General features: G+C 73.5%; 14 protein-coding genes. 6 read left to right on the top strand and 8 right to left on the bottom strand.

The annotated features are described in order from the left end of the window. Window positions 1-63 precede the first annotated feature (63 nt). The 4 genes from ACSDG8_RS29490 (at window position 64) to ACSDG8_RS29475 (ending at window position 5,456) form a co-directional block, all read left to right on the top strand. Window positions 64-1,620: a pyridoxal phosphate-dependent decarboxylase family protein gene (locus ACSDG8_RS29490; protein ID WP_439427454.1), complete on the top strand. Its 1,557-nt coding sequence runs from the start codon at window positions 64-66 to the stop codon at window positions 1,618-1,620. A 25-nt stretch (window positions 1,621-1,645) separates the two neighbouring features. Beyond that, window positions 1,646-2,932, top strand: coding sequence for a lysine N(6)-hydroxylase/L-ornithine N(5)-oxygenase family protein (locus ACSDG8_RS29485; protein WP_210895304.1), 1,287 nt, complete (start codon window positions 1,646-1,648; stop codon window positions 2,930-2,932). A 167-nt stretch (window positions 2,933-3,099) separates the two neighbouring features. After that, the gene (locus tag ACSDG8_RS29480; RefSeq protein WP_210895305.1) at window positions 3,100-3,684 is read left to right on the top strand and encodes a GNAT family N-acetyltransferase; all 585 of its coding nucleotides are present in this window, start codon (window positions 3,100-3,102) and stop codon (window positions 3,682-3,684) included. Next, the gene (locus tag ACSDG8_RS29475) at window positions 3,681-5,456 is read left to right on the top strand and encodes an IucA/IucC family protein (RefSeq protein ID WP_210895306.1); all 1,776 of its coding nucleotides are present in this window, start codon (window positions 3,681-3,683) and stop codon (window positions 5,454-5,456) included. Before ACSDG8_RS29480 ends, ACSDG8_RS29475 begins: the two co-directional genes overlap by 4 nt. 50 nt (window positions 5,457-5,506) lie before the next feature. On the opposite strand, the gene ACSDG8_RS29470 is transcribed toward ACSDG8_RS29475, so the two are convergent. The 5 genes from ACSDG8_RS29470 to ACSDG8_RS29450 all read right to left on the bottom strand — a co-directional run bounded on the left by ACSDG8_RS29470 (window position 5,507) and on the right by ACSDG8_RS29450 (window position 12,190). Next, window positions 5,507-6,409, bottom strand: a complete 903-nt coding sequence (locus ACSDG8_RS29470) for a siderophore-interacting protein (RefSeq protein WP_210895307.1) — start codon at window positions 6,407-6,409, stop codon at window positions 5,507-5,509. 45 nt (window positions 6,410-6,454) lie between these two features. Then, a complete protein-coding gene (locus ACSDG8_RS29465) occupies window positions 6,455-8,557 on the bottom strand; it encodes an iron ABC transporter permease (protein ID WP_210895308.1) in 2,103 nt (700 codons plus the stop codon). A 5-nt stretch (window positions 8,558-8,562) separates the two neighbouring features. Then, window positions 8,563-9,552, bottom strand: a complete 990-nt coding sequence (locus ACSDG8_RS29460) for an ABC transporter substrate-binding protein (RefSeq protein WP_210895309.1) — start codon at window positions 9,550-9,552, stop codon at window positions 8,563-8,565. A gap of 28 nt (window positions 9,553-9,580) precedes the next feature. Next, entirely contained in the window at window positions 9,581-10,390 is an 810-nt protein-coding gene (locus ACSDG8_RS29455; protein WP_184689786.1) for an ABC transporter ATP-binding protein, read from the bottom strand. A gap of 180 nt (window positions 10,391-10,570) precedes the next feature. Beyond that, on the bottom strand, window positions 10,571-12,190 hold the full coding sequence (locus tag ACSDG8_RS29450) for a cellulose-binding domain-containing protein (protein WP_210895310.1): 1,620 nt from the start codon (window positions 12,188-12,190) through the stop codon (window positions 10,571-10,573). A gap of 356 nt (window positions 12,191-12,546) precedes the next feature. Between ACSDG8_RS29450 and ACSDG8_RS29445 the strand changes: the two genes are divergently transcribed. Continuing rightward, window positions 12,547-13,362: a hypothetical protein gene (locus tag ACSDG8_RS29445; RefSeq protein ID WP_210895311.1), complete on the top strand. Its 816-nt coding sequence runs from the start codon at window positions 12,547-12,549 to the stop codon at window positions 13,360-13,362. A gap of 51 nt (window positions 13,363-13,413) precedes the next feature. On the opposite strand, the gene ACSDG8_RS29440 is transcribed toward ACSDG8_RS29445, so the two are convergent. Beyond that, window positions 13,414-13,884, bottom strand: coding sequence for a hemerythrin domain-containing protein (locus tag ACSDG8_RS29440; protein ID WP_210895312.1), 471 nt, complete (start codon window positions 13,882-13,884; stop codon window positions 13,414-13,416). Between the two features lie 234 nt (window positions 13,885-14,118). Here ACSDG8_RS29440 and ACSDG8_RS29435 point away from each other — a divergent pair, with 234 nt between their 5' ends. Further along, window positions 14,119-15,285, top strand: a complete 1,167-nt coding sequence (locus ACSDG8_RS29435) for a serine hydrolase domain-containing protein (protein ID WP_210895313.1) — start codon at window positions 14,119-14,121, stop codon at window positions 15,283-15,285. A 60-nt stretch (window positions 15,286-15,345) separates the two neighbouring features. Here ACSDG8_RS29435 and ACSDG8_RS29430 read toward each other — a convergent pair whose 3' ends face one another. After that, window positions 15,346-15,999, bottom strand: coding sequence for a response regulator transcription factor (locus tag ACSDG8_RS29430; protein WP_210895314.1), 654 nt, complete (start codon window positions 15,997-15,999; stop codon window positions 15,346-15,348). Beyond that, complete coding sequence (locus ACSDG8_RS29425) at window positions 15,987-17,213, bottom strand: sensor histidine kinase (protein WP_210895315.1); 1,227 nt, start codon at window positions 17,211-17,213, stop codon at window positions 15,987-15,989. The genes ACSDG8_RS29430 and ACSDG8_RS29425 overlap by 13 nt, the downstream gene beginning before the upstream one ends. Window positions 17,214-17,221 lie beyond the last annotated feature (8 nt).

Here is a 17,221-nt window from a genome sequence, read left to right as displayed (position 1 = left end):
AACCTAACCTGATCGCCGCGGCTCCGGCCGCACGCCCTGTCCGTACGACCGCTGGGAAGTCGCATGAGTTCGATCGGGAGCCCGACCGGCGCCGCGCCCACCGAGACCGGCCGCGCCGCCGCCACGGCCCGCGACCACCTGTTCAACGCCGGCTCGCTCGGGCGGTACCGGGACGTGCTGGCGCGCGGCGTCGACCGGGTCGCCCGGCGGGTGGGTGAGGTGGACACGCCGTTCACCGGCGTCACGCCCGACGAGCTGGCGCCGCTCATCGGCGGCATCGACCTCGACCGGCCGCTGGGCGACACCGACGCCGCCCTGGACGAGCTGCACGACGTGTGGCTGCGCGACGCGGTCTGGTTCCACCACCCCCGCTACCTCGCCCACCTCAACTGCCCGGTGGTCATCCCGGCGCTGCTCGGCGAGGCGGTGCTCAGCGCCGTGAACTCCTCACTGGACACCTGGGACCAGAGCGCCGGGGCCACGCTGATGGAGCGGCGGCTGATCGAGTGGACGGCCGGGCGGATCGGGCTGGGTCCGACCGCCGACGGCGTGTTCACCAGCGGCGGTACCCAGTCGAACCTCCAGGCCATGCTGCTGGCCCGGGAGGAGGCGTACCGCCGGGCGGTGGGCGGCGCGGCCACCCGGCCGGACCGGCCGCAGGTGCTGTCCCGGCTGCGCGTCATCACCTCCGCGGCCGGGCACTTCAGCGTGCAGAAGGCCGCCAAGCTGCTCGGCCTGGCCGCCGACGCGGTGCTCACAGTGCCCACCGACGCGACCCGCCGGATGCGCGCCGACGAGCTGGCCCGCACGATCGACAGCTGCCACCGCGACGGTCAGGTGGTGATGGCCGTCGTCGCCACCGCCGGCACCACCGACTTCGGCAGCATCGACCCGCTGCCGGAGATCGCCGACATCTGCGCCGACGCGAGCGTCTGGATGCACGTCGACGCCGCGTACGGCTGCGGGCTGCTCGTCTCCCCCACCCGCCGGCACCTGCTCGACGGCATCGATCGGGCCACCTCGGTCACAGTCGACTACCACAAGTCGTTCTTCCAGCCGGTCAGCTCCAGCGCGCTGCTGGTGCGCGACGGCCGGGCGCTGCGCCACGCCACCTGGCACGCCGACTACCTCAACCCGGCCCGCGCGGTCGAGCAGGGCATCCCGAACCAGGTCGACAAGAGCATCCAGACGACCCGGCGCTTCGACGCCTGCAAGCTCTGGCTGACCCTGCGGATCATGGGGCCGGACGCGGTCGGCGCGCTGTTCGACCAGGTCGTCGACCTCGCCGCGCAGGCGTGGCGGCGCCTGGACGCCGATTCCCGGTTCGAGGTGGCCGCGCCGTCGCAGCTGAGCACAGTGGTCTTCCGCTACCGGCCACCCGGGCTCGCCCCCGACCTGGCCGACGAGGCCAACCTGCACGCCCGCGACGCGCTGGCCGCCTCCGGCGCCGCCCTGGTCGCCGGCACCAAGGTCGACGGCGCGCACCACCTGAAACTGACACTGCTCAACCCCGAGACCACAGTGGACGACATCGCCCACGTGCTGGACCTCATCGCCGACCACGCCGCCTGGTACGCCCGGACCGCGACCGCCGCCGAGCTGTCCTGCCCGGTCGGCTGACCCCGTCGAGGAGAACGAGAACCCCATGTCGACCCACGACTTCATCGCCGTCGGGCTGGGCCCCTACAACCTCGGCCTGGCCTGCCTCACCGCGCCGATCGACGACCTCGACGGGCTGTTCCTGGAGGCCCGCGACAGCTTCGACTGGCATCCCGGCATGCTGCTGGAATCCACCCGGCTCCAGACGCCGTTCATCGCCGACCTGGTGACGCTCGCGGACCCCACCTCGCCGTACTCGTTCCTGAGCTACCTCAAGGAGACCGGCCGGCTCTACCCGTTCTACATCCGGGAGAGCTTCTTCCCGCTGCGCGCCGAGTACAACGACTACTGCCGCTGGGCCGCCGCCAAGCTGCCGAACCTGCGCTTCCGGCACGCCGTCACCGCCGTCGAGTACGACGCGACCGACGACCGCTACGTGGTGCGCGCCGACACGCCGGACGGGCCGGTCACCCACCGGGCCCGGCACCTCGTGCTCGGCACCGGCACCCCGCCGTACCTGCCGACGGCCTGCGCCGGACTGGGCGGCGACCTGATCCACAACTCGCGCTACCTGGAGCACCGGGAGGCGCTGCGCGCCAAGGACAGCATCACGATCGTCGGCAGCGGCCAGAGCGCCGCCGAGATCTACCACGACCTGCTCGGCGACATCGACAGGTACGGCTACCAGCTCACCTGGGTGACCCGCTCGCCCCGGTTCTTCCCGCTGGAGTACACCAAGCTCACGCTGGAGATGACCTCGCCGGACTACGTGGACTACTTCCACGCGCTGCCCGAGCCGACCCGCTACGCGCTGGAGGCCGCGCAGAAGCCGCTGTTCAAGGGCATCAACGCCGACCTGATCAACGACATCTACGACCTGCTGTACGCCAAGAGCCTGCACGGCCCGGCGCCGACCCGCCTGCTCACGAACACGGAGCTGGTCGAGGCGGCGTACACCGACGGCCGCTACCGGCTCGGACTGCGCCACACCGAGCAGGACCGCGCGTTCACGCTGGAGACCGAAGGGCTGGTGCTGGCCACCGGCTACCGCTACCGGGTGCCGGAGTTCCTCGCGCCGGTACGCGACCGGCTGCGCTTCGACACACACGGCCGCTTCGACGTGGCCCGCAACTACAGCGTCGACCACACCGGCCGGGGTGTGTTCCTGCAGAACGGCGGCACCCACACGCACAGCATCACCTCGCCCGACCTGGGCATGGGCCCGTACCGCAACTCGTGGCTGATCCGGGAGATGACCGGCCGGGAGCACTACCCGGTGGAGAAGACCATCGCGTTCCAGGAGTTCGGCGCGCCCGCCGGAGTGCCGGCATGAGCGAGCGCACCGAGCGAAGTGAGGGCCGCGAGAGCATGCCTGAATGGCCCGGCATGAGCGAGCGCACCGAGCGGAGCGAGGGCCGCGAGCGCGTGCCCGAACGGCCCGGCATGAGCGAGCGCACCGAGCGGAGCGAGGGCCACGAGCGCATGCCCAGCCAGGCCCGCATGAGCGTGTTCACCCGCGTCGACGACGCGCTGGGCGAGTTCACGCTGCGCCCGCTGGACCCGGACGCCGACGCCGCGCTGCTGCACCGCTGGGTCACCCATCCCAAGTCCGCGTTCTGGCTGATGCAGGACGCCGACGTCGCCGCCGTCGCCGACGAGTACCGGCGCATCGCCGCCCACCCGCACCACGACGCGTACCTGGGGTCGTGGCGCGGCGCCCCGGCGTTCCTGGCCGAACGGTACGACCCGGCGCACGTCGAGCTGGCCGGCCTGTACGACGCCGAGCCCGGCGACGTCGGCATGCACTTCCTCTGCGCGCCCGCCGACACGCCGGTGCACGGCTTCACCCGAGCCGTCATCACCACCGTGATGGCCTGGCTGTTCGCCGACCCGGCGACCCGCCGGGTGGTGGTGGAGCCGGACGTGCGCAACACCGCGGTGCACACGCTCAACGCCGCAGTCGGCTTCACAGTCGTCGGACCGATCCGCAAGCCCGAGAAGGAGGCGCTGCTCAGCGTCTGCACCCGGGACCAGTTCCGGGCCGCCACCGGCGCGCCCGCCACCCAGGAAGGGGCACCGGCGTGAACGCCAGCGCATCCGTCGACCACCTGACCCCCGAGGCGTGGGCGACGGCCAACCGGCTGCTGGTGCGCAAGGCGCTCGCCGAGTTCGCCCACGAGCGCCTGATCACCCCCGAGCCCGACGGGCCCGGGCAGTGGCTCGTCCGCAGCGACGACGGCGCCGTGGAGTACCGCTTCGCCGCGCAGCGGCTGGCGCTGGACCACTGGCAGATCGACCCGGACAGCATCGTGCGCCGCCGCGACGGCGCGCAGCTGCCGCCCGACGCCGTCGACCTGTGCGTGGAGCTGCGCGGCGCGCTCGGCCTCACCGACGCGATCCTGCCGGTCTACCTGGAGGAGATCACCTCCACGCTCGCCGGCACCGCGTACAAGCTGGCGAAGCCCGCGGTGAGCGCCGCCGAGCTGGCCGCCGCCGACTTCCAGGCGATCGAGACCGGCATGACCGAGGGGCACCCCTGCTTCGTGGCCAACAACGGCCGCATCGGCTTCGGCGTGCACGAATACCACGCGTACGCCCCGGAGGCCGCCGCGCCGGTACGGCTGCTCTGGCTCGCCGCGCACCGCGACCACACCACGTTCACCTGCGCCGACGACCTGGACTACGACACGCTGGTGCGGGCCGAGCTGGGCGAGGAGACACTGGCCGGGTTCACCGCCACGCTCACCGGGCTGGGCCTGGACCCGGCCGACTACCTGCTCGTGCCGGTGCACCCGTGGCAGTGGTGGAACAAGCTCGCCGTCACGTTCGCCGGTGAGGTGGCCGCGCGCCGGCTGGTCTGCCTCGGTGAAGGCCCGGACGAATACCTGGCGCAGCAGTCCATCCGCACCTTCTTCAACGTCAGCGACCCGGCGAAGCACTACGTGAAGACCGCGCTGTCGGTGCTGAACATGGGCTTCATGCGCGGCCTGTCCGCCGCGTACATGGAGGCGACGCCCGCGATCAACGACTGGCTGGCCGGGCTGATCGACAGCGACCCGGTGCTCAAGCGCACCGGACTGTCGATCATCCGGGAGCGGGCCGCGATCGGCTACCGGCACCGGCAGTACGAGGCGGCGACCGATCGCTACTCCCCGTACCGGAAGATGCTGGCGGCGCTGTGGCGAGAGAGCCCGGTCCCCGCCCTGGAGCCCGGGCGGCGGCTGGCCACCATGGCGTCGCTGCTGCACCTGGACCGCGACGGGCGGTCCCTCGCGGCCGCGCTGATCGACGAGTCCGGGCTGGCCCCGGCCGACTGGCTGCGCCGCTACCTGGACGCCTACCTGGTGCCGCTGCTGCACAGCCTGTACGCCTACGACCTGGCGTTCATGCCGCACGGCGAGAACGTCATCCTGGTGCTGCGCGGCGGCGTTGTCGAACGGGTCGTCTTCAAGGACATCGCCGAGGAGATCGTGGTGATGGACCCGGACGCGGACCTGCCGGAGCAGGTCCGGCGGATCCGGGCCGCCATCCCCGAAGACGAGAAGATCCTCTCCATCTTCACCGACGTGTTCGACTGCTTCCTGCGGCACCTCAGCGCCGCCCTGCACACCCGGGGCGTGCTCGACCAGGACGAGTTCTGGCGTACGGTCGCCGCGTGCGCCACCGGCTACGCCGAGACCGTGCCGCACCTGGCCGACCGGATGCGCAGGCACGACCTGTTCGCGCCGGAGTTCACGCTGTCCTGCCTCAATCGGCTCCAGTTGCGCAACAACCAGCAGATGGTGGACCTGTCCGACCCGTCGGCCGCGTTGCAGTTCGCCGGCACGCTGGTCAACCCGCTCGCTCCACACGCATGACGAAGCGGGCCGGCGCATCGCGCCGGCCCGCCCATCGGTGGAGCTGACGATCAGTTCTCCGCGCGACCGGCCCGCCAGTAGCCCATGAACGCCACGGCGCGCCGGTCCATGCCCCGCTCGGTGACCAGGTGGCGGCGCAGCCCGCGGATCACCGCCGCCTCCCCGGCGAGCCAGGCGTAGAGCGCCGCGCCGTCGGGCCGCTCCGGCACCTCCCAGAGGATGTCCCGGTCCACGTCCACCTCGGCCAGCGGAGCCGCGACCGGCCCGGCCGGTACGGGCACCAGCCGGCCGGCGAGGCTCGTCACGGCCGCGGTGAGCCGGCTGCCGTGCGGGGAGCCGGCCCGGGGCAGCCAGGTCACCGTGACACCGGCCGGGGCCCGGCAGGGCAGTTCGTCGCCGGTCTCCGGCACCTCCACGAGCGCGTGCCCGCGCGCGTCGGCGGGCAGCCGCTCCAGGATCGCGCAGATCGCCGGCGCAGCGGTCTCGTCGCCGGCCAGCAGCACCGTCGCGCCGGCCGGCGGCTGGAACTCGACGCCGCCGTGCGGCCCGTCCCACCCGGCATCCGGGCCGACCACGGCGATCCGGTCGCCGAGGCGGGCCCGGCGTGCCCACCGGGTGGCCGGGCCGCCGTCGCCGTGCAGCGCCATGTCCACGTCCACCTCGTACGCCTCCGGGCGGACCGCGCGGACCGTGTAGGTGCGGATCGGGCTGCGCAGCCCGTCCGGCAGCTCACGCCACCGCGCGAACCAGTCCGGCCCGTCGGGCAGTTCCCCGGGCGCGCCGTCGGCCGGCGGCAGGGCCAGCTTGATCCGCTGGTCGTACCCGTTGTCGGCGAACCGGTCCAGGTCCGGGCCGGTGAGCGTCACGCGCAGGAACGACGGGCCGAGGCGGCGCAGCGCGCGGACCTCGACGGCGAAGACGCGCCAGGGCGCGACGGCCAGGGTGCTGGTCATGCGTTATTCCTCTCACGGCCGGCGGGCGGCGCGTCGGTGAACGGGCTAACGGGCGGCTGCGGCGGCGCGGGAACGCCACAGCAGCCAGACGAAGTACGGGGTGCCGATCAGCGCGGTGACCAGTCCGGCGGGGATCTGGGCGGGCGCGATCACGGTGCGGCCGAGCGTGTCGGCGAGGCTGACCAGGGTGGCGCCGAGCAGCACCGCGACCGGCAGGACGCGGGTGTGCCGCCCGCCGACGAGCGCGCGGGCCGCGTGCGGCGCGACCAGGCCGACGAAGCCGATCACGCCGACGGCCGACACGGCGGTGGCGGTGAGCAGCGCCGCCAGACCGAGCGCGACCAGCCGGGCCGGTTCCAGGCGCACGCCGAGCACCCGGGGGGTGTCGTCGTCGAGCGCCAGCAGATCCAGCTCGCGGCGCACGGCGGCCACCACCGGCAGCGCCAGCAGCAGCGCGATCGCCACCGGCAGCACCTGCGGGGCGGTCCGCCCGTAGGTGGAGCCGGACAGCCAGGTCAGCGCCTTGCCGGTGTTCCACGGGTCGGAGGACACCACGATGAACGTGATGATCGCCGTACCGCCCTGCCAGACCGCGAACCCGATCAGCACGAGCCGGTCGGAGTTGAGGCCGCGCCGCCGGGCCAGGCCGTAGACCAGCGCGAACGCGGCGACCGCGCCGAGACCGGCGGCGCCGGACAGCGCGAGCACGCCGGCCATCGGCGCGAACGTCAGCAGCGACACCGCGCCGATGCCGGCGCCGCCGGTGATGCCGAGGATGCCCGGCTCGGCGAGCGGGTTGCGGCAGACCGCCTGCACTGTGGTGCCGGCCAGGGCCAGCGCGGCGCCGGCCAGCAGCGCCGCGGCGACCCGCGGCCAGCGGGCGTCCAGCACGAAGGTGTACGCCGGTCCGGTGCGGCCCTGCACCCAGTTGACGATGTCGCCGAGCAGCACCCAGGTGTCCCCGGCGAGCATGCCGAGCACCAGCGCGGCGGTGACGACTACTGCGCAGACCGCGACAACGGTGGCGACGAAGCCGCGGGAGCGGACGGCCGCGTGACCGCCCGGCGCCTGCCGGGTGGGTCCGGCGTCGCGGTGGCGGCGGGCCAGCCAGATCAGCAGCACCGCACCGAAGAGCGTGGTCACCACGCCGGTCGGCACGTCGACCCCGGCCTGCCCGCCGAGCACGGCGCGCAGCAGCACGTCGGAGCCGAGCACGATGACCACGCCGACGATGCCGGACAGCGGCATCAGGATGCGGTGCCGGTGCACCTCGGGCACCCACCGGCCGAGCAGCCGGACGATCACCGGCGCGCCGAGGCCGACGAAGCCGATCGGCCCGGCCATGGTGACGGCGGCGGCGGAGAGCAGCACGGCGAGCAGCACCACTGTCACCCGGGTACGTCGCACGTTGAGCCCGAGCACGGTGGCGGTGTCGTCGCCGAGGGCGAGCAGGTCCAGCCGGTGCCCGAGCGCCACGAGCAGCAGCGCGACGACGCCGATCACGGGGGCGAGCTGGGTGAACGCGACCAGGTCGCCCTGCACGAGCGAGCCGTTGCCCCAGGCGAACAGGCCGATGGTGGACTGTTCGAAGAGCAGCAGGAGCAGCATGGTCAGCGACGCCAGCGCCATCGCGGTGGCCGAGCCGGCCAGGATCAGCCGGGTGGTGGCGGCCTGCCCGCCGGCCGAGAGCAGCATGACCAGGGACGCGGCGGCGAGGCCGCCGCAGAACGCCAGCCCGCCCGAGGGCAGCGCGGGCAGCGCGATCCCGAACGCGGCGGTGGAGACGATCGCCAGGTGCGCGCCCGCGTTGACGGCGAGCGTGTCCGGCGAGGCGAGCGGGTTGCGGGTGGTCGACTGCAGCGCCGCGCCGGCGAAGCCGAGCGCGATGCCGACGGCCAGGCCGGTGAGCAGCCGGGGCAGGCGGGAGGCCACGAGCACCCGGGCGGTCTCGTCGTCGCCGCCGGTGAGCAGCCGGAGCAGGTCCAGCGCGCCCACCGACGACGTGCCCTGGGTGACGTGCACCGCGGTGATCGCGACGAGCAGCGCCGCGGCGAGGGCGAAGGCGCCGGCGACCCGGCGGCGCCGGGCGGGCGGCGGCCCGACCGGGGCCGGCCGGGTGGCCGGCCCCGGCGGGGCGGGGGCGGTCATCGCGCTCAAGCCGTGTAGACCGCGACGAGCTGGTCGATGTACTGCTTGGCGGAGAGCGTGCCGCCGAAGGTCCAGATGCCGTTGGGCATCTTGTGCAGCTTGTTCTGCTGGACGAACGGCAGGGAGCGCCAGATCGCGTTGCCGGAGAGGCCGTCGGCGAACACGTCGGTGCCGTCCGAGGCGTTGTAGAAGAAGTGCAGGTCCTGGCTCTTCAGGACGTTCAGGCCCTCGACGTCGGTCTGGCCCAGGCCCCACATCTCGTCGGTCTTGCCGGTCCAGGCGTTCTTGAGGCCGAGCTGGATGCCGAGCTGGGAGACGAGCGCGCCCTGGCCGAACATCCGGATCGAGACGGTGCTGCCCTCCTTCCAGCCGTCGGCGATGGCGAACTGCTTGCCGGCCGCCCCGGCGTCGGCGATCTTCTTCTTGCCGTCGGCGAGCGCGGCGTCGAAGTCGGCGAGCAGCTTGTCCGCCTGCGCGGTGCGCCCGGTGGCAGTGGCGATCATCTTCAGGTCCGTGCGCATCCGGCCGATGTTGTCGGAGGCGTCGCTGCCCTTGGTGACCAGCACCGGGACGTACTTCTCCAGCTGGGTGACGACGGCGGAGCCGCGCTCGGCCTCCATCACCACGAGGTCCGGCTGGAGGGCGACGATGGAGTCGACGCTCGGCTCGCCCCGGGTGCCGACGTCCTTGACGCCCGGGTCGAGCGGGGCGGCGGTCACCCAGGTGGCGTACCCCTTGGGGTCGGCGACGCCGACCGGCATGACGCCGAGGCCGACGAGCATCTCGACCTCGCCCCACTCCAGGCCGACGACCTTGGTGGCGGGGCTCTTGAGGGTGATGGTCTTGCCCCGGCTGTCGGTGACGGTGACCGGGCCGGTGGGCGCGGCGTCGGAGGGGGACGGTGCGGCGGCGGGCTCCTCGGTGGTGCCGCAGCCGGCGATCAGCAGCGCGCTCGCCGCGGCGGCGGCGAGCAGGGTCAGGCGGGTACGCAACATCGGTTTCTCTTCTGTGTGCAGGGATCGGTCAGGCGGGGATACGGGTCGTGTGCCGGCCGACGGGACGTGTGGAGAGCAGGTTGGTGACCGGGTCGACGATCACCTCGACGCGGATGCCGTACGCCTCGGTGAGCGCCGCCTCGGTGAACACCTCGTGCGGCGTGCCGGTGCCGCGGACCCGGCCTTCGTGCAGGAGCACGACCTGGTCGGCGACGGCGGCGGCCTGGTTGAGGTCGTGCAGCACCACGCCGACGGCGACGCCGGCGGTGTCCGCGAGTTCGCGCATCAGGTCGAGGATCTCCACCTGGTAGCGCAGGTCCAGGAACGTGGTGGGCTCGTCGAGCAGCAGGATCGCGGTGTCCTGGGCCAGGCAGGTGGCCAGCCAGACACGTTGCAGCTCGCCGCCGGACAGCTCGTCGACCGGCCGGCCGGCCATGCCGTCGACACCGGTCACGCTCATGGCCCGGTCGATCGCGGCGGGCCCGTCGGGGTCGTTGGCGCGCCACCGCTGCCGGTACGGGTGCCGGCCGTAGCCGACCACGTCGCGCACCGTGACCCCGCTCGGGGTGGGGCGGCTCTGCGCCAGCAGTGTGATCCGGCGGGCGAAGTCCCGGGCGGACAGGGCCCGGGCCGGGGTGCCGTCGGCGAGCACGACCTCGCCGTGTTCCAGCGGGTGCAGGCGGGCCAGCCCGCGCAGCAGCGTCGACTTGCCGCTGCCGTTCGGGCCGACCAGCGCGGTCACCGCCGCGGGCCGCAGCGTGATGGCGGCGTCGTGCACCACCGTCTTGCCGTGGTAGCCCAGCCGCAGCTCACTGCCCGTCAGGCCGTCGGCCCGCACCGCTCCGTTCGTCACGCAGGTTAGGCTAACCTAAGACTCGATCATCCTGTCAAGCCGGTCCTTCGGTCCAATCCCCCTCCCCCGCACTCCGCCCTTGCCCTGGTGATCATGAGGTTGACGGCGTTGTCGATCTCCGATCCGGCCGCCAACCTCATGATCAACGCAGTGGGGCGCGGGCGGTCAGAGGGAGACGGCGCGGCCGCCGAGGGTCACCGTGAGGCGGCCGTCGGAGGCGAAGGACCAGGCCAGAGCGCCGGAGTACGTGGCGCACCGGGAGCCGTTGGAGCCGGACCAGAACTGGTTCGAGCTGTCCGCGTTGCCGACGGTCTTGTCGTTCGATCCGCTGCCGGCGAAGCGGCAGGAGGTGTTGTTCCGGTAGACCGAGGTGCCGGCGTCGAACGAGAAGTTCCGTTCGGTGTTGTCGATGCTCAGGTTGTTCGAGATCGTCATGGTGCCCGGGTTCCGGTTGTACGTGAAGCCGTGCTTGCCGTTGCGGTACGCGATGGTGCGCCGCACGGTGTGGTTGACGGCGATGTCCTCACCGCCGAGCTTGAAGCCGTTGCGGTCGCCGTTGCCGTTCTGGGTGCCGTTGCTGAGCGTGCCGTTGCTGAACGCGAGGGAGTCCTCGATGGTCACCGGCCCGATCGCGCCGGTGTCGGTCTTGGTGTAGAGGTCCCACCCGTCGTCGATGTTGTGGTGCGACACCGCGTACCGGAAGACGTTGCCACTGCCCACTGTGAGCTTGGCGGCGAAACCGTCGGCGTCCTCGCCGTCGGAGTCGGCGTTGTCGTGCGACTCCACACTGACCATGAGGTTGTTGGCGGGCCACTGGTCGCGGGGCGTGCTGGAGGCGATCCGGGACAGTTGCAGCCCGGTGTCGCGGTTGAAGCGGGTCACCGTCCGCTCGATGACGTTGTTGCTGCCGCCGACGAAGATGCCGTTGTCACCGGCGCGCTCGACCACGAGCCCGCGCACGTGCCAGTACGAGGCGTTGAGCGCCAGTCCCCGGTTGGCCGGGTCCTCGCTCATCGCCGAGAAGTTCAGGATCGGCGTCTCGCCCGGGTAGGCGTACAGGTTCTTGCGGGCGCTCGCGGTGCCGTCGTTGCCGGCCGCGACGGTGACCGTCTGGGACAGGTTGTAGGTGCCGCCGCGCAGGTAGATCGTGCCGCCCGCGCCGACGCGGGTGATCGCCGCGGCGATCGTGGTGGGGCTGGCCTGGGTGCCCGCCGCCCCGGCGGTCCCGTTCGGCGCGGCGTAGATCGCCCCGCCGGTCGGCGGCGGCGTGCTGGGCGGCGGGGTGCTCGGGGGCGGGGTGCTGGGCGGCGGCGTGCTCGGCGGCGGCGCGCTGGTCGGCGGCGTGCCGGTGGTGGGGGTGACGCCGCCGGTGCAGGCGACGCCGTTGACCGCGAACGCGGACGGGACCGGGTTGCTGCTGTTGTTCCAGGTGCCGTTGAAGCCGAACGAGGTGGTCGCGTTGGTGCCGAGGCTGCCGTTGTAGCTGACGTTGGCGGCGCGCACCGACGCGCCGCTGGCGGTGATCTCGGCGCCCCAGGCCTGGGCGACGGTCTGCCCGGCGGCGAAGGTCCAGGTGACGGCCCAGCCGGTGAGCGGGTCGCCGAGGTTGGTCAGGTTGACGTTGGCGGTGAAGCCGCCGCCCCACTGCGCCGTGACGGCGTAGTCGACGCGGCAGCCGGCGGCGGCCTGCGCGGCGGTCGCGCCGACGGCCAGGCCGGACGCGGCGAGGGCCGCCGTCGCCGCGGCCGAGGTCCACAACACCGTACGGCGGTGTCGGTTGATCATGGTGCTCTCCTCCGGGTGGTGGTGCAGTGCCCGCGCCGGAACCGGCACCGATGCCCGGTCGGTGTCAGGGGCGGGCCTTTCGCCCGGACATCCGTGTCACCACGGACGAACGCTCACGTCTCCCGCTCAGTAAGCGCTTTCAGCGCAGCCTAACGACGGACGTCGATGCGGTCAAACATCGGTGGCGCACTGAACGATCTCGGACCGCCGTCCGTATCCACTGCCGACGGGAACATCGGCCGGAACCGCGATGCCGGAGCGGGCACGAGCACGATTCCTCCAGTCGTCACTTCGCACCGCGGAGGCGGCGCGGCAGTTGCCGCACCGGCCCTCCCGGTCAACCAGAGGAGAGGTGCATGGCCAGGGGTACGCGCAAGACCGCGGTCCTGAAACTTGGCGGGGTGGGCGCCCTCGCGGCGCTGTTGTTCGCCGGTGGGCTGCAACTGGCGTCGGCGGGCGAGAACAACCGCCCGGCCACCACTGCCGCCGCGCAGACCGTGAACTGCCCGACGGTACGCGACAAGCTGCCCGCCGTCCCGGCGGCGGCGTCGGCCCAGGTGGAGCGGGAACTGGCCAACCTGGACCAGGAGATCGCCCGGCAGAACGAGCGCCTGGCCCGGCAGGCGGCACGCCCTGAGGGCGGACCGGCGTTCATCGACAACGCCATCCTCGGCCCCCTGCGCAGCAAGCGCGTCGCCGTGCTCGACCGCATCGAGATCGCGTTCAACCGGATCGGCGCGCAGCGGCCGAACCTGGACGCGCTGGCGGCCTGCTCGCTCAACGCCCCGGGCGTGCCGAGCGCCGTCAACGGCGGCGCCGGCCAGAACGCCGGGGGCCAGAACGGCAACGCCGGCGGCCAGAACGGCAACGCGGGCGGTCAGGCCCGGACGGTCGACTGCCCGCGCGTCGCGCTGCCCGCCGTCCCGGCGGCGGCCGCCGGTCAGGTGCAGACCGAACTGGCCACGCTGGACAAGCAGATCGCCGAGGCCAACGCCCGCCTCGCCCAGCTCGCGGTACGCCCGGAGGGCGGACCGGCCTTCATCGACAACGCGATCCTCGGGCCGCTGCGCAGCAAGCGCGTCGCGGCGCTCGACCGCATCGAGATCGCGTTCAACCGGGTCGGCGCGCAGCGCCCGAACCTGGACGCGCTGGCCACCTGCGGCCTGAACTGAGCGCCCGGTCGCGGCCCGGCGGTGCGCATCCCGCCGGGCCGCGACCCGGGGTCACAGCGGTCCGAAGACGTCGGCCGGGTCGGCGCCCAGCGCCAGCGTCTCCAGCACCGTCAGAAGCTGCCGCTCCTCGTACCGGAAGTGCGACTCCATGATCGCCGACACGCCCTCCAGGTGCCGGGCCAGCTCCCCCGGTGGGGCGTCGTGGGCCACCGCCGCACTCAGCCCGGCCAGCAGGTACCCGATCATCGAGTGGTCCTGCCGCAGCCGGTCCAGCGTCTCGCGCAGCTCGGGGTGCCGCGCCGCGATCGCCGGGAAGAGACTGTGGTCCTCACCCTCGTGATGCGCGGTCAGCGCAGCGCAGAACCCGTGGCAGAACAGCAGCAGGTCCCGCGTCGCGGGCCGCGCCGGCTCACCGGCGGCGAGCGCCTGCCGGGTCACCTCCAACGCCTCGCGCAGCCGCTCGTGGACGGCGCGCATCTCTCGGCTCCAGGCCACCAGCCTGGTCTGTTCGCCCTCAGCCATGGGGAGAGGGCGAAGGGACGACGAGTGTCATCGTCGTGCTCCCTCCGGTCCGGCGCCTCCATGCCTGACACGGTCTGCCACCGGCACGCGACGCTGCGCGGAGCCTAACGGGCGGCCACGGCGTCATCAAGTAGTGCCTGCGCTACCCGTGATCCGGCAGCAGGCGGGATGGAGCGGGCGGCCCGGATCTTCGAGGCTTGAGGCCGTACCCGTTCCCCCCGTCGAGGAGTTCCCATGACCCGCCGTACCTTCCCGGTCGCAGTCGGCGCCACGGCCCTGCTGACCGTCGCCGCGCTCGGCGTGCCCGCCGCGTCCGCCGCGACCACCGACAACCGGCGTCCCGCCGCCGACGCCGTCCAGAAGCGACTGGACGGCCTCGTCGCCGAGCACGGCTTCCCGGGGGCGCTGGCCTCCGTGCGCCGCGACGGCCGGGTGCGCGACTACACCGCCGGGGTCGGCGACCTGCGCACCGGCGCCGGGATCCCCCGCGACGCCCGGGTGCGCGTGGGCAGCAACACCAAGACGTTCACCGCCGTGGTCGTCCTCCAGCTCGTCGGCGAGGGGCGGGTCGACCTGGACGGGCCCGTCGAGCGCTACCTGCCGGGAATGGTGCGCGCCAACGGCAACGACGGGCGGCGGATCACCGTACGCCAGCTGTTGCAGCAGACCAGCGGCCTGCCCGACTACGACGAGGTCGTGTTCGGCAAGCCGCAGGATCTGGTGGACCGCCGCAGCGACTACTTCGACCCGCGCCGGCTGGTGGACGAGGCGCTCACCCAGTCCCGGCGCTTCCCGCCGGGTCAGAAGTGGGAGTACAGCAACACCAACTTCGTCCTGGCCGGGCTGATCGTCGAGCGGGTCACGAAGCGCCCGGTCGGTGAGGAGATCACCCGGCGGATCATCGAGCCGTTGCGGCTGCGCGACACGTACTGGCCGCAGACCGGCGAGCAGGACCTGCCGGGCCGGCTGCCGCGCGGATACGTGGCGGTGGAGCCCGGCGCGCCGTGGATCGACGTGACCCGGATGGACCCGTCGCTGGGCTGGGCCGCCGGTCAGCTCGTCTCGACGCCGTCGGACCTGCGGACGTTCTTCGAGGCGCTGCTGGCGGGCAAGCTGCTCAAGCCCGCCCAGCAGGCGGCCCTGACGCGTACCGTGCCGGCGCCCGACTTCGAGCCCACCGGCGTGTGGGAGTACGGCCTGGGCGTCGCCCGGCACGAGCTGCCCTGCGGCGGTCACGCCTGGGGCCACGGCGGCGACATCCAGGGCTTCCAGACCCGCAACCTGTCCACCACCGACGGGCGCAGCGCGGTGGTCGCGGTGACCGGGCTGCCGACCAGCCTGGAGATGCTGGAGGCGGTCACCAGCACCGTCGACGCGGCCCTGTGCGGCACCCGCCGCTGACCCGGGCCACCCCGCACGCGCGCCGCCTCATCGGTGAGGCGGCGCGCGTGCGTGCGAGGTCTACCGCCGGCCGTCGAGGTAGCGCAGCACGGCGGTGACCCGGCGGTCGGCGCTGTCGTCCGGCGGCAGGCCCAGCTTCGCGAAGATGCTGCGGATGTGCTTGTGCACCGCGCCGTCGGTGACGAACAACCGCTCGGCGATCGCGCCGTTGCCGAGCCCTTCGGCCATCAGCGCCAGCACCTCGTGCTCGCGCGGCGACAGCTCGGCCAGCGCGGTGTCCGGCCGCCGGTTGCGGGCCAGCAGCTGCCCGACCACCTCCGGGTCGATGACGCTGCCGCCGCCCGCGACGCGGTGCAGCGCGGCGAGGAACTCCTCGACCCGTCCGACCCGTTCCTTGAGCAGATAGCCGAGCCCGGACGCGCCGACCGAGAACAGCTCGGTGGCGAACGCCTGCTCGACGTACGCCGACAGGACCAGCACCGCGAGACCCGGCCGGCGGCGGCGGGCCTCGACCGCGGCGACGATGCCCTCGTCGGTGTGGGTGGGCGGCATCCGCACGTCGACGATCGCCACGTCCGGCCGGTGGTCGTCCACGGCGGTCAGGAACTCCTCCGGCGTGCCGGCGGTGGCGACGACGTCCAGGTCCTCGGCGCGCAGCAGCAGCGCCAGCCCTTCGCGCAGCAGCGCGTCGTCCTCGGCGATCACGATCCGCATGGCAGCTCCACGTGCATCCTCGTCGGTCCTCCCGGTGGACTGGTGAGCGTCATCCGCCCGTCGTACGCCTCGACCCGCCGGCGGATGCCGGTCAGCCCTGAGCCGCGCGTCTCGTCGGCGTCGCCGCGCCCGTCGTCGGTGATCGTCACCAGCAGCCGGTCCCCCTCCCGGCGCACGGCGACGTCCACGGCGCTCGCGCCGCTGTGCCGGACCACGTTGGTCAGCGCCTCGGCCACCACGAAGTACGCGGTCGCCTCGACCGCCGCCGCGCAGCGCACGTCGACGTCCACGGACAGGCGGCACGGGACCGCGCACTCCGCCGCCAGCCCGGTCAGCGCCCCGGCCAGGCCCCGGTCGCCGAGCACCGGTGGCAGGATGCCGCGCACCACCGTACGCAGCTCGCCGAGCGCCTGCTCCGCCGCGTTCTGCGCGCGTTCCAGGATCTCGTCGGCACGGTCCGGGTCGCGGCGTACCGCCCGCCGCGCGGCGCCCAGCAGCACGTTCACCGCGACCAGCCGGTTCTGGGTGCCGTCGTGCAGCGAGCGCTCGATGCGGCGCAGCTCCACCGCGTGGGCGTCGAGCGCGGCAGCCCGCGTGGCGGTGAGTTCGGCGACCCGCATGGACAGGTCCACCCCGGGTGGCGGGGGCAGCAGCCGGCGGCCCGACCGGGCCTGCAGCCGCGCCAGCGCCGGACCGCTCGCGACCGCGAGGACCAGCCATCCCAGCCCGAGCAGCCCGACCGCGAGCGCGTCGCCGAGCCCGTCGACGCGCCACCACCAGATCCCGGGCGCGCCGGCCTCCGGCGGAAGCAGCCGGTACCAGAGCGGGAACGTGAGGTCCTGCACGGCGTAGATCGGCAGCGCGAGCGCGATCAGCCCGGCGCCGAATCCCAGGGTGCCGTGGGCGGCCACCCACCTCAGCTCGCGCCGCACGACCGGGTCGCGCAGCGCCGTGCGCAGCCCGGCCGGCACCGGCCCGGGCTCCGGCATCGGCGTCCCCCACCGGGACAGCCGGGCGCGCTCGCGGTCGGCCACCGACCGCACGGCCTGGAGCAGCCCGGGTACGAGCAGCAGCCCGACCCCGCCGACGCAGGCCGCCGCGACGACGACCGCGCCGAGCAGCACGCCCAGGGCCAGCACCGCGGTGCCCAGCCCGCCGACGAGATGCTCCAGCGCGTCCACCGAGGCGCGAACGCGTCCGCGCACGTATCCCATCGCTGCCC

It is taken from the genome of Micromonospora sp. LA-10, from assembly GCF_051853095.1.
GTDB classification, from domain to species: domain Bacteria; phylum Actinomycetota; class Actinomycetes; order Mycobacteriales; family Micromonosporaceae; genus Micromonospora; species Micromonospora echinospora_A.
This window is presented reverse-complemented; position numbering and strand designations above follow the sequence as displayed.

Excerpts from the sequence above, each read along its gene's own strand:
- ACSDG8_RS29490 (WP_439427454.1), top strand. The coding sequence starts at position 64 with ATGAGTTCGATCGGGAGCCCGACCGGCGCCGCGCCCACCGAGACCGGC.
- ACSDG8_RS29485 (WP_210895304.1), top strand. The coding sequence starts at position 1,646 with ATGTCGACCCACGACTTCATCGCCGTCGGGCTGGGCCCCTACAACCTC.
- ACSDG8_RS29480 (WP_210895305.1), top strand. The coding sequence starts at position 3,100 with ATGAGCGTGTTCACCCGCGTCGACGACGCGCTGGGCGAGTTCACGCTG.
- ACSDG8_RS29470 (WP_210895307.1), bottom strand. The coding sequence starts at position 6,409 with ATGACCAGCACCCTGGCCGTCGCGCCCTGGCGCGTCTTCGCCGTCGAG.
- ACSDG8_RS29465 (WP_210895308.1), bottom strand. The coding sequence starts at position 8,557 with ATGACCGCCCCCGCCCCGCCGGGGCCGGCCACCCGGCCGGCCCCGGTC.
- ACSDG8_RS29460 (WP_210895309.1), bottom strand. The coding sequence starts at position 9,552 with ATGTTGCGTACCCGCCTGACCCTGCTCGCCGCCGCCGCGGCGAGCGCG.
- ACSDG8_RS29450 (WP_210895310.1), bottom strand. The coding sequence starts at position 12,190 with ATGATCAACCGACACCGCCGTACGGTGTTGTGGACCTCGGCCGCGGCG.
- ACSDG8_RS29445 (WP_210895311.1), top strand. The coding sequence starts at position 12,547 with ATGGCCAGGGGTACGCGCAAGACCGCGGTCCTGAAACTTGGCGGGGTG.
- ACSDG8_RS29440 (WP_210895312.1), bottom strand. The coding sequence starts at position 13,884 with ATGGCTGAGGGCGAACAGACCAGGCTGGTGGCCTGGAGCCGAGAGATG.
- ACSDG8_RS29435 (WP_210895313.1), top strand. The coding sequence starts at position 14,119 with ATGACCCGCCGTACCTTCCCGGTCGCAGTCGGCGCCACGGCCCTGCTG.
- ACSDG8_RS29430 (WP_210895314.1), bottom strand. The coding sequence starts at position 15,999 with ATGCGGATCGTGATCGCCGAGGACGACGCGCTGCTGCGCGAAGGGCTG.
- ACSDG8_RS29425 (WP_210895315.1), bottom strand. The coding sequence starts at position 17,213 with ATGGGATACGTGCGCGGACGCGTTCGCGCCTCGGTGGACGCGCTGGAG.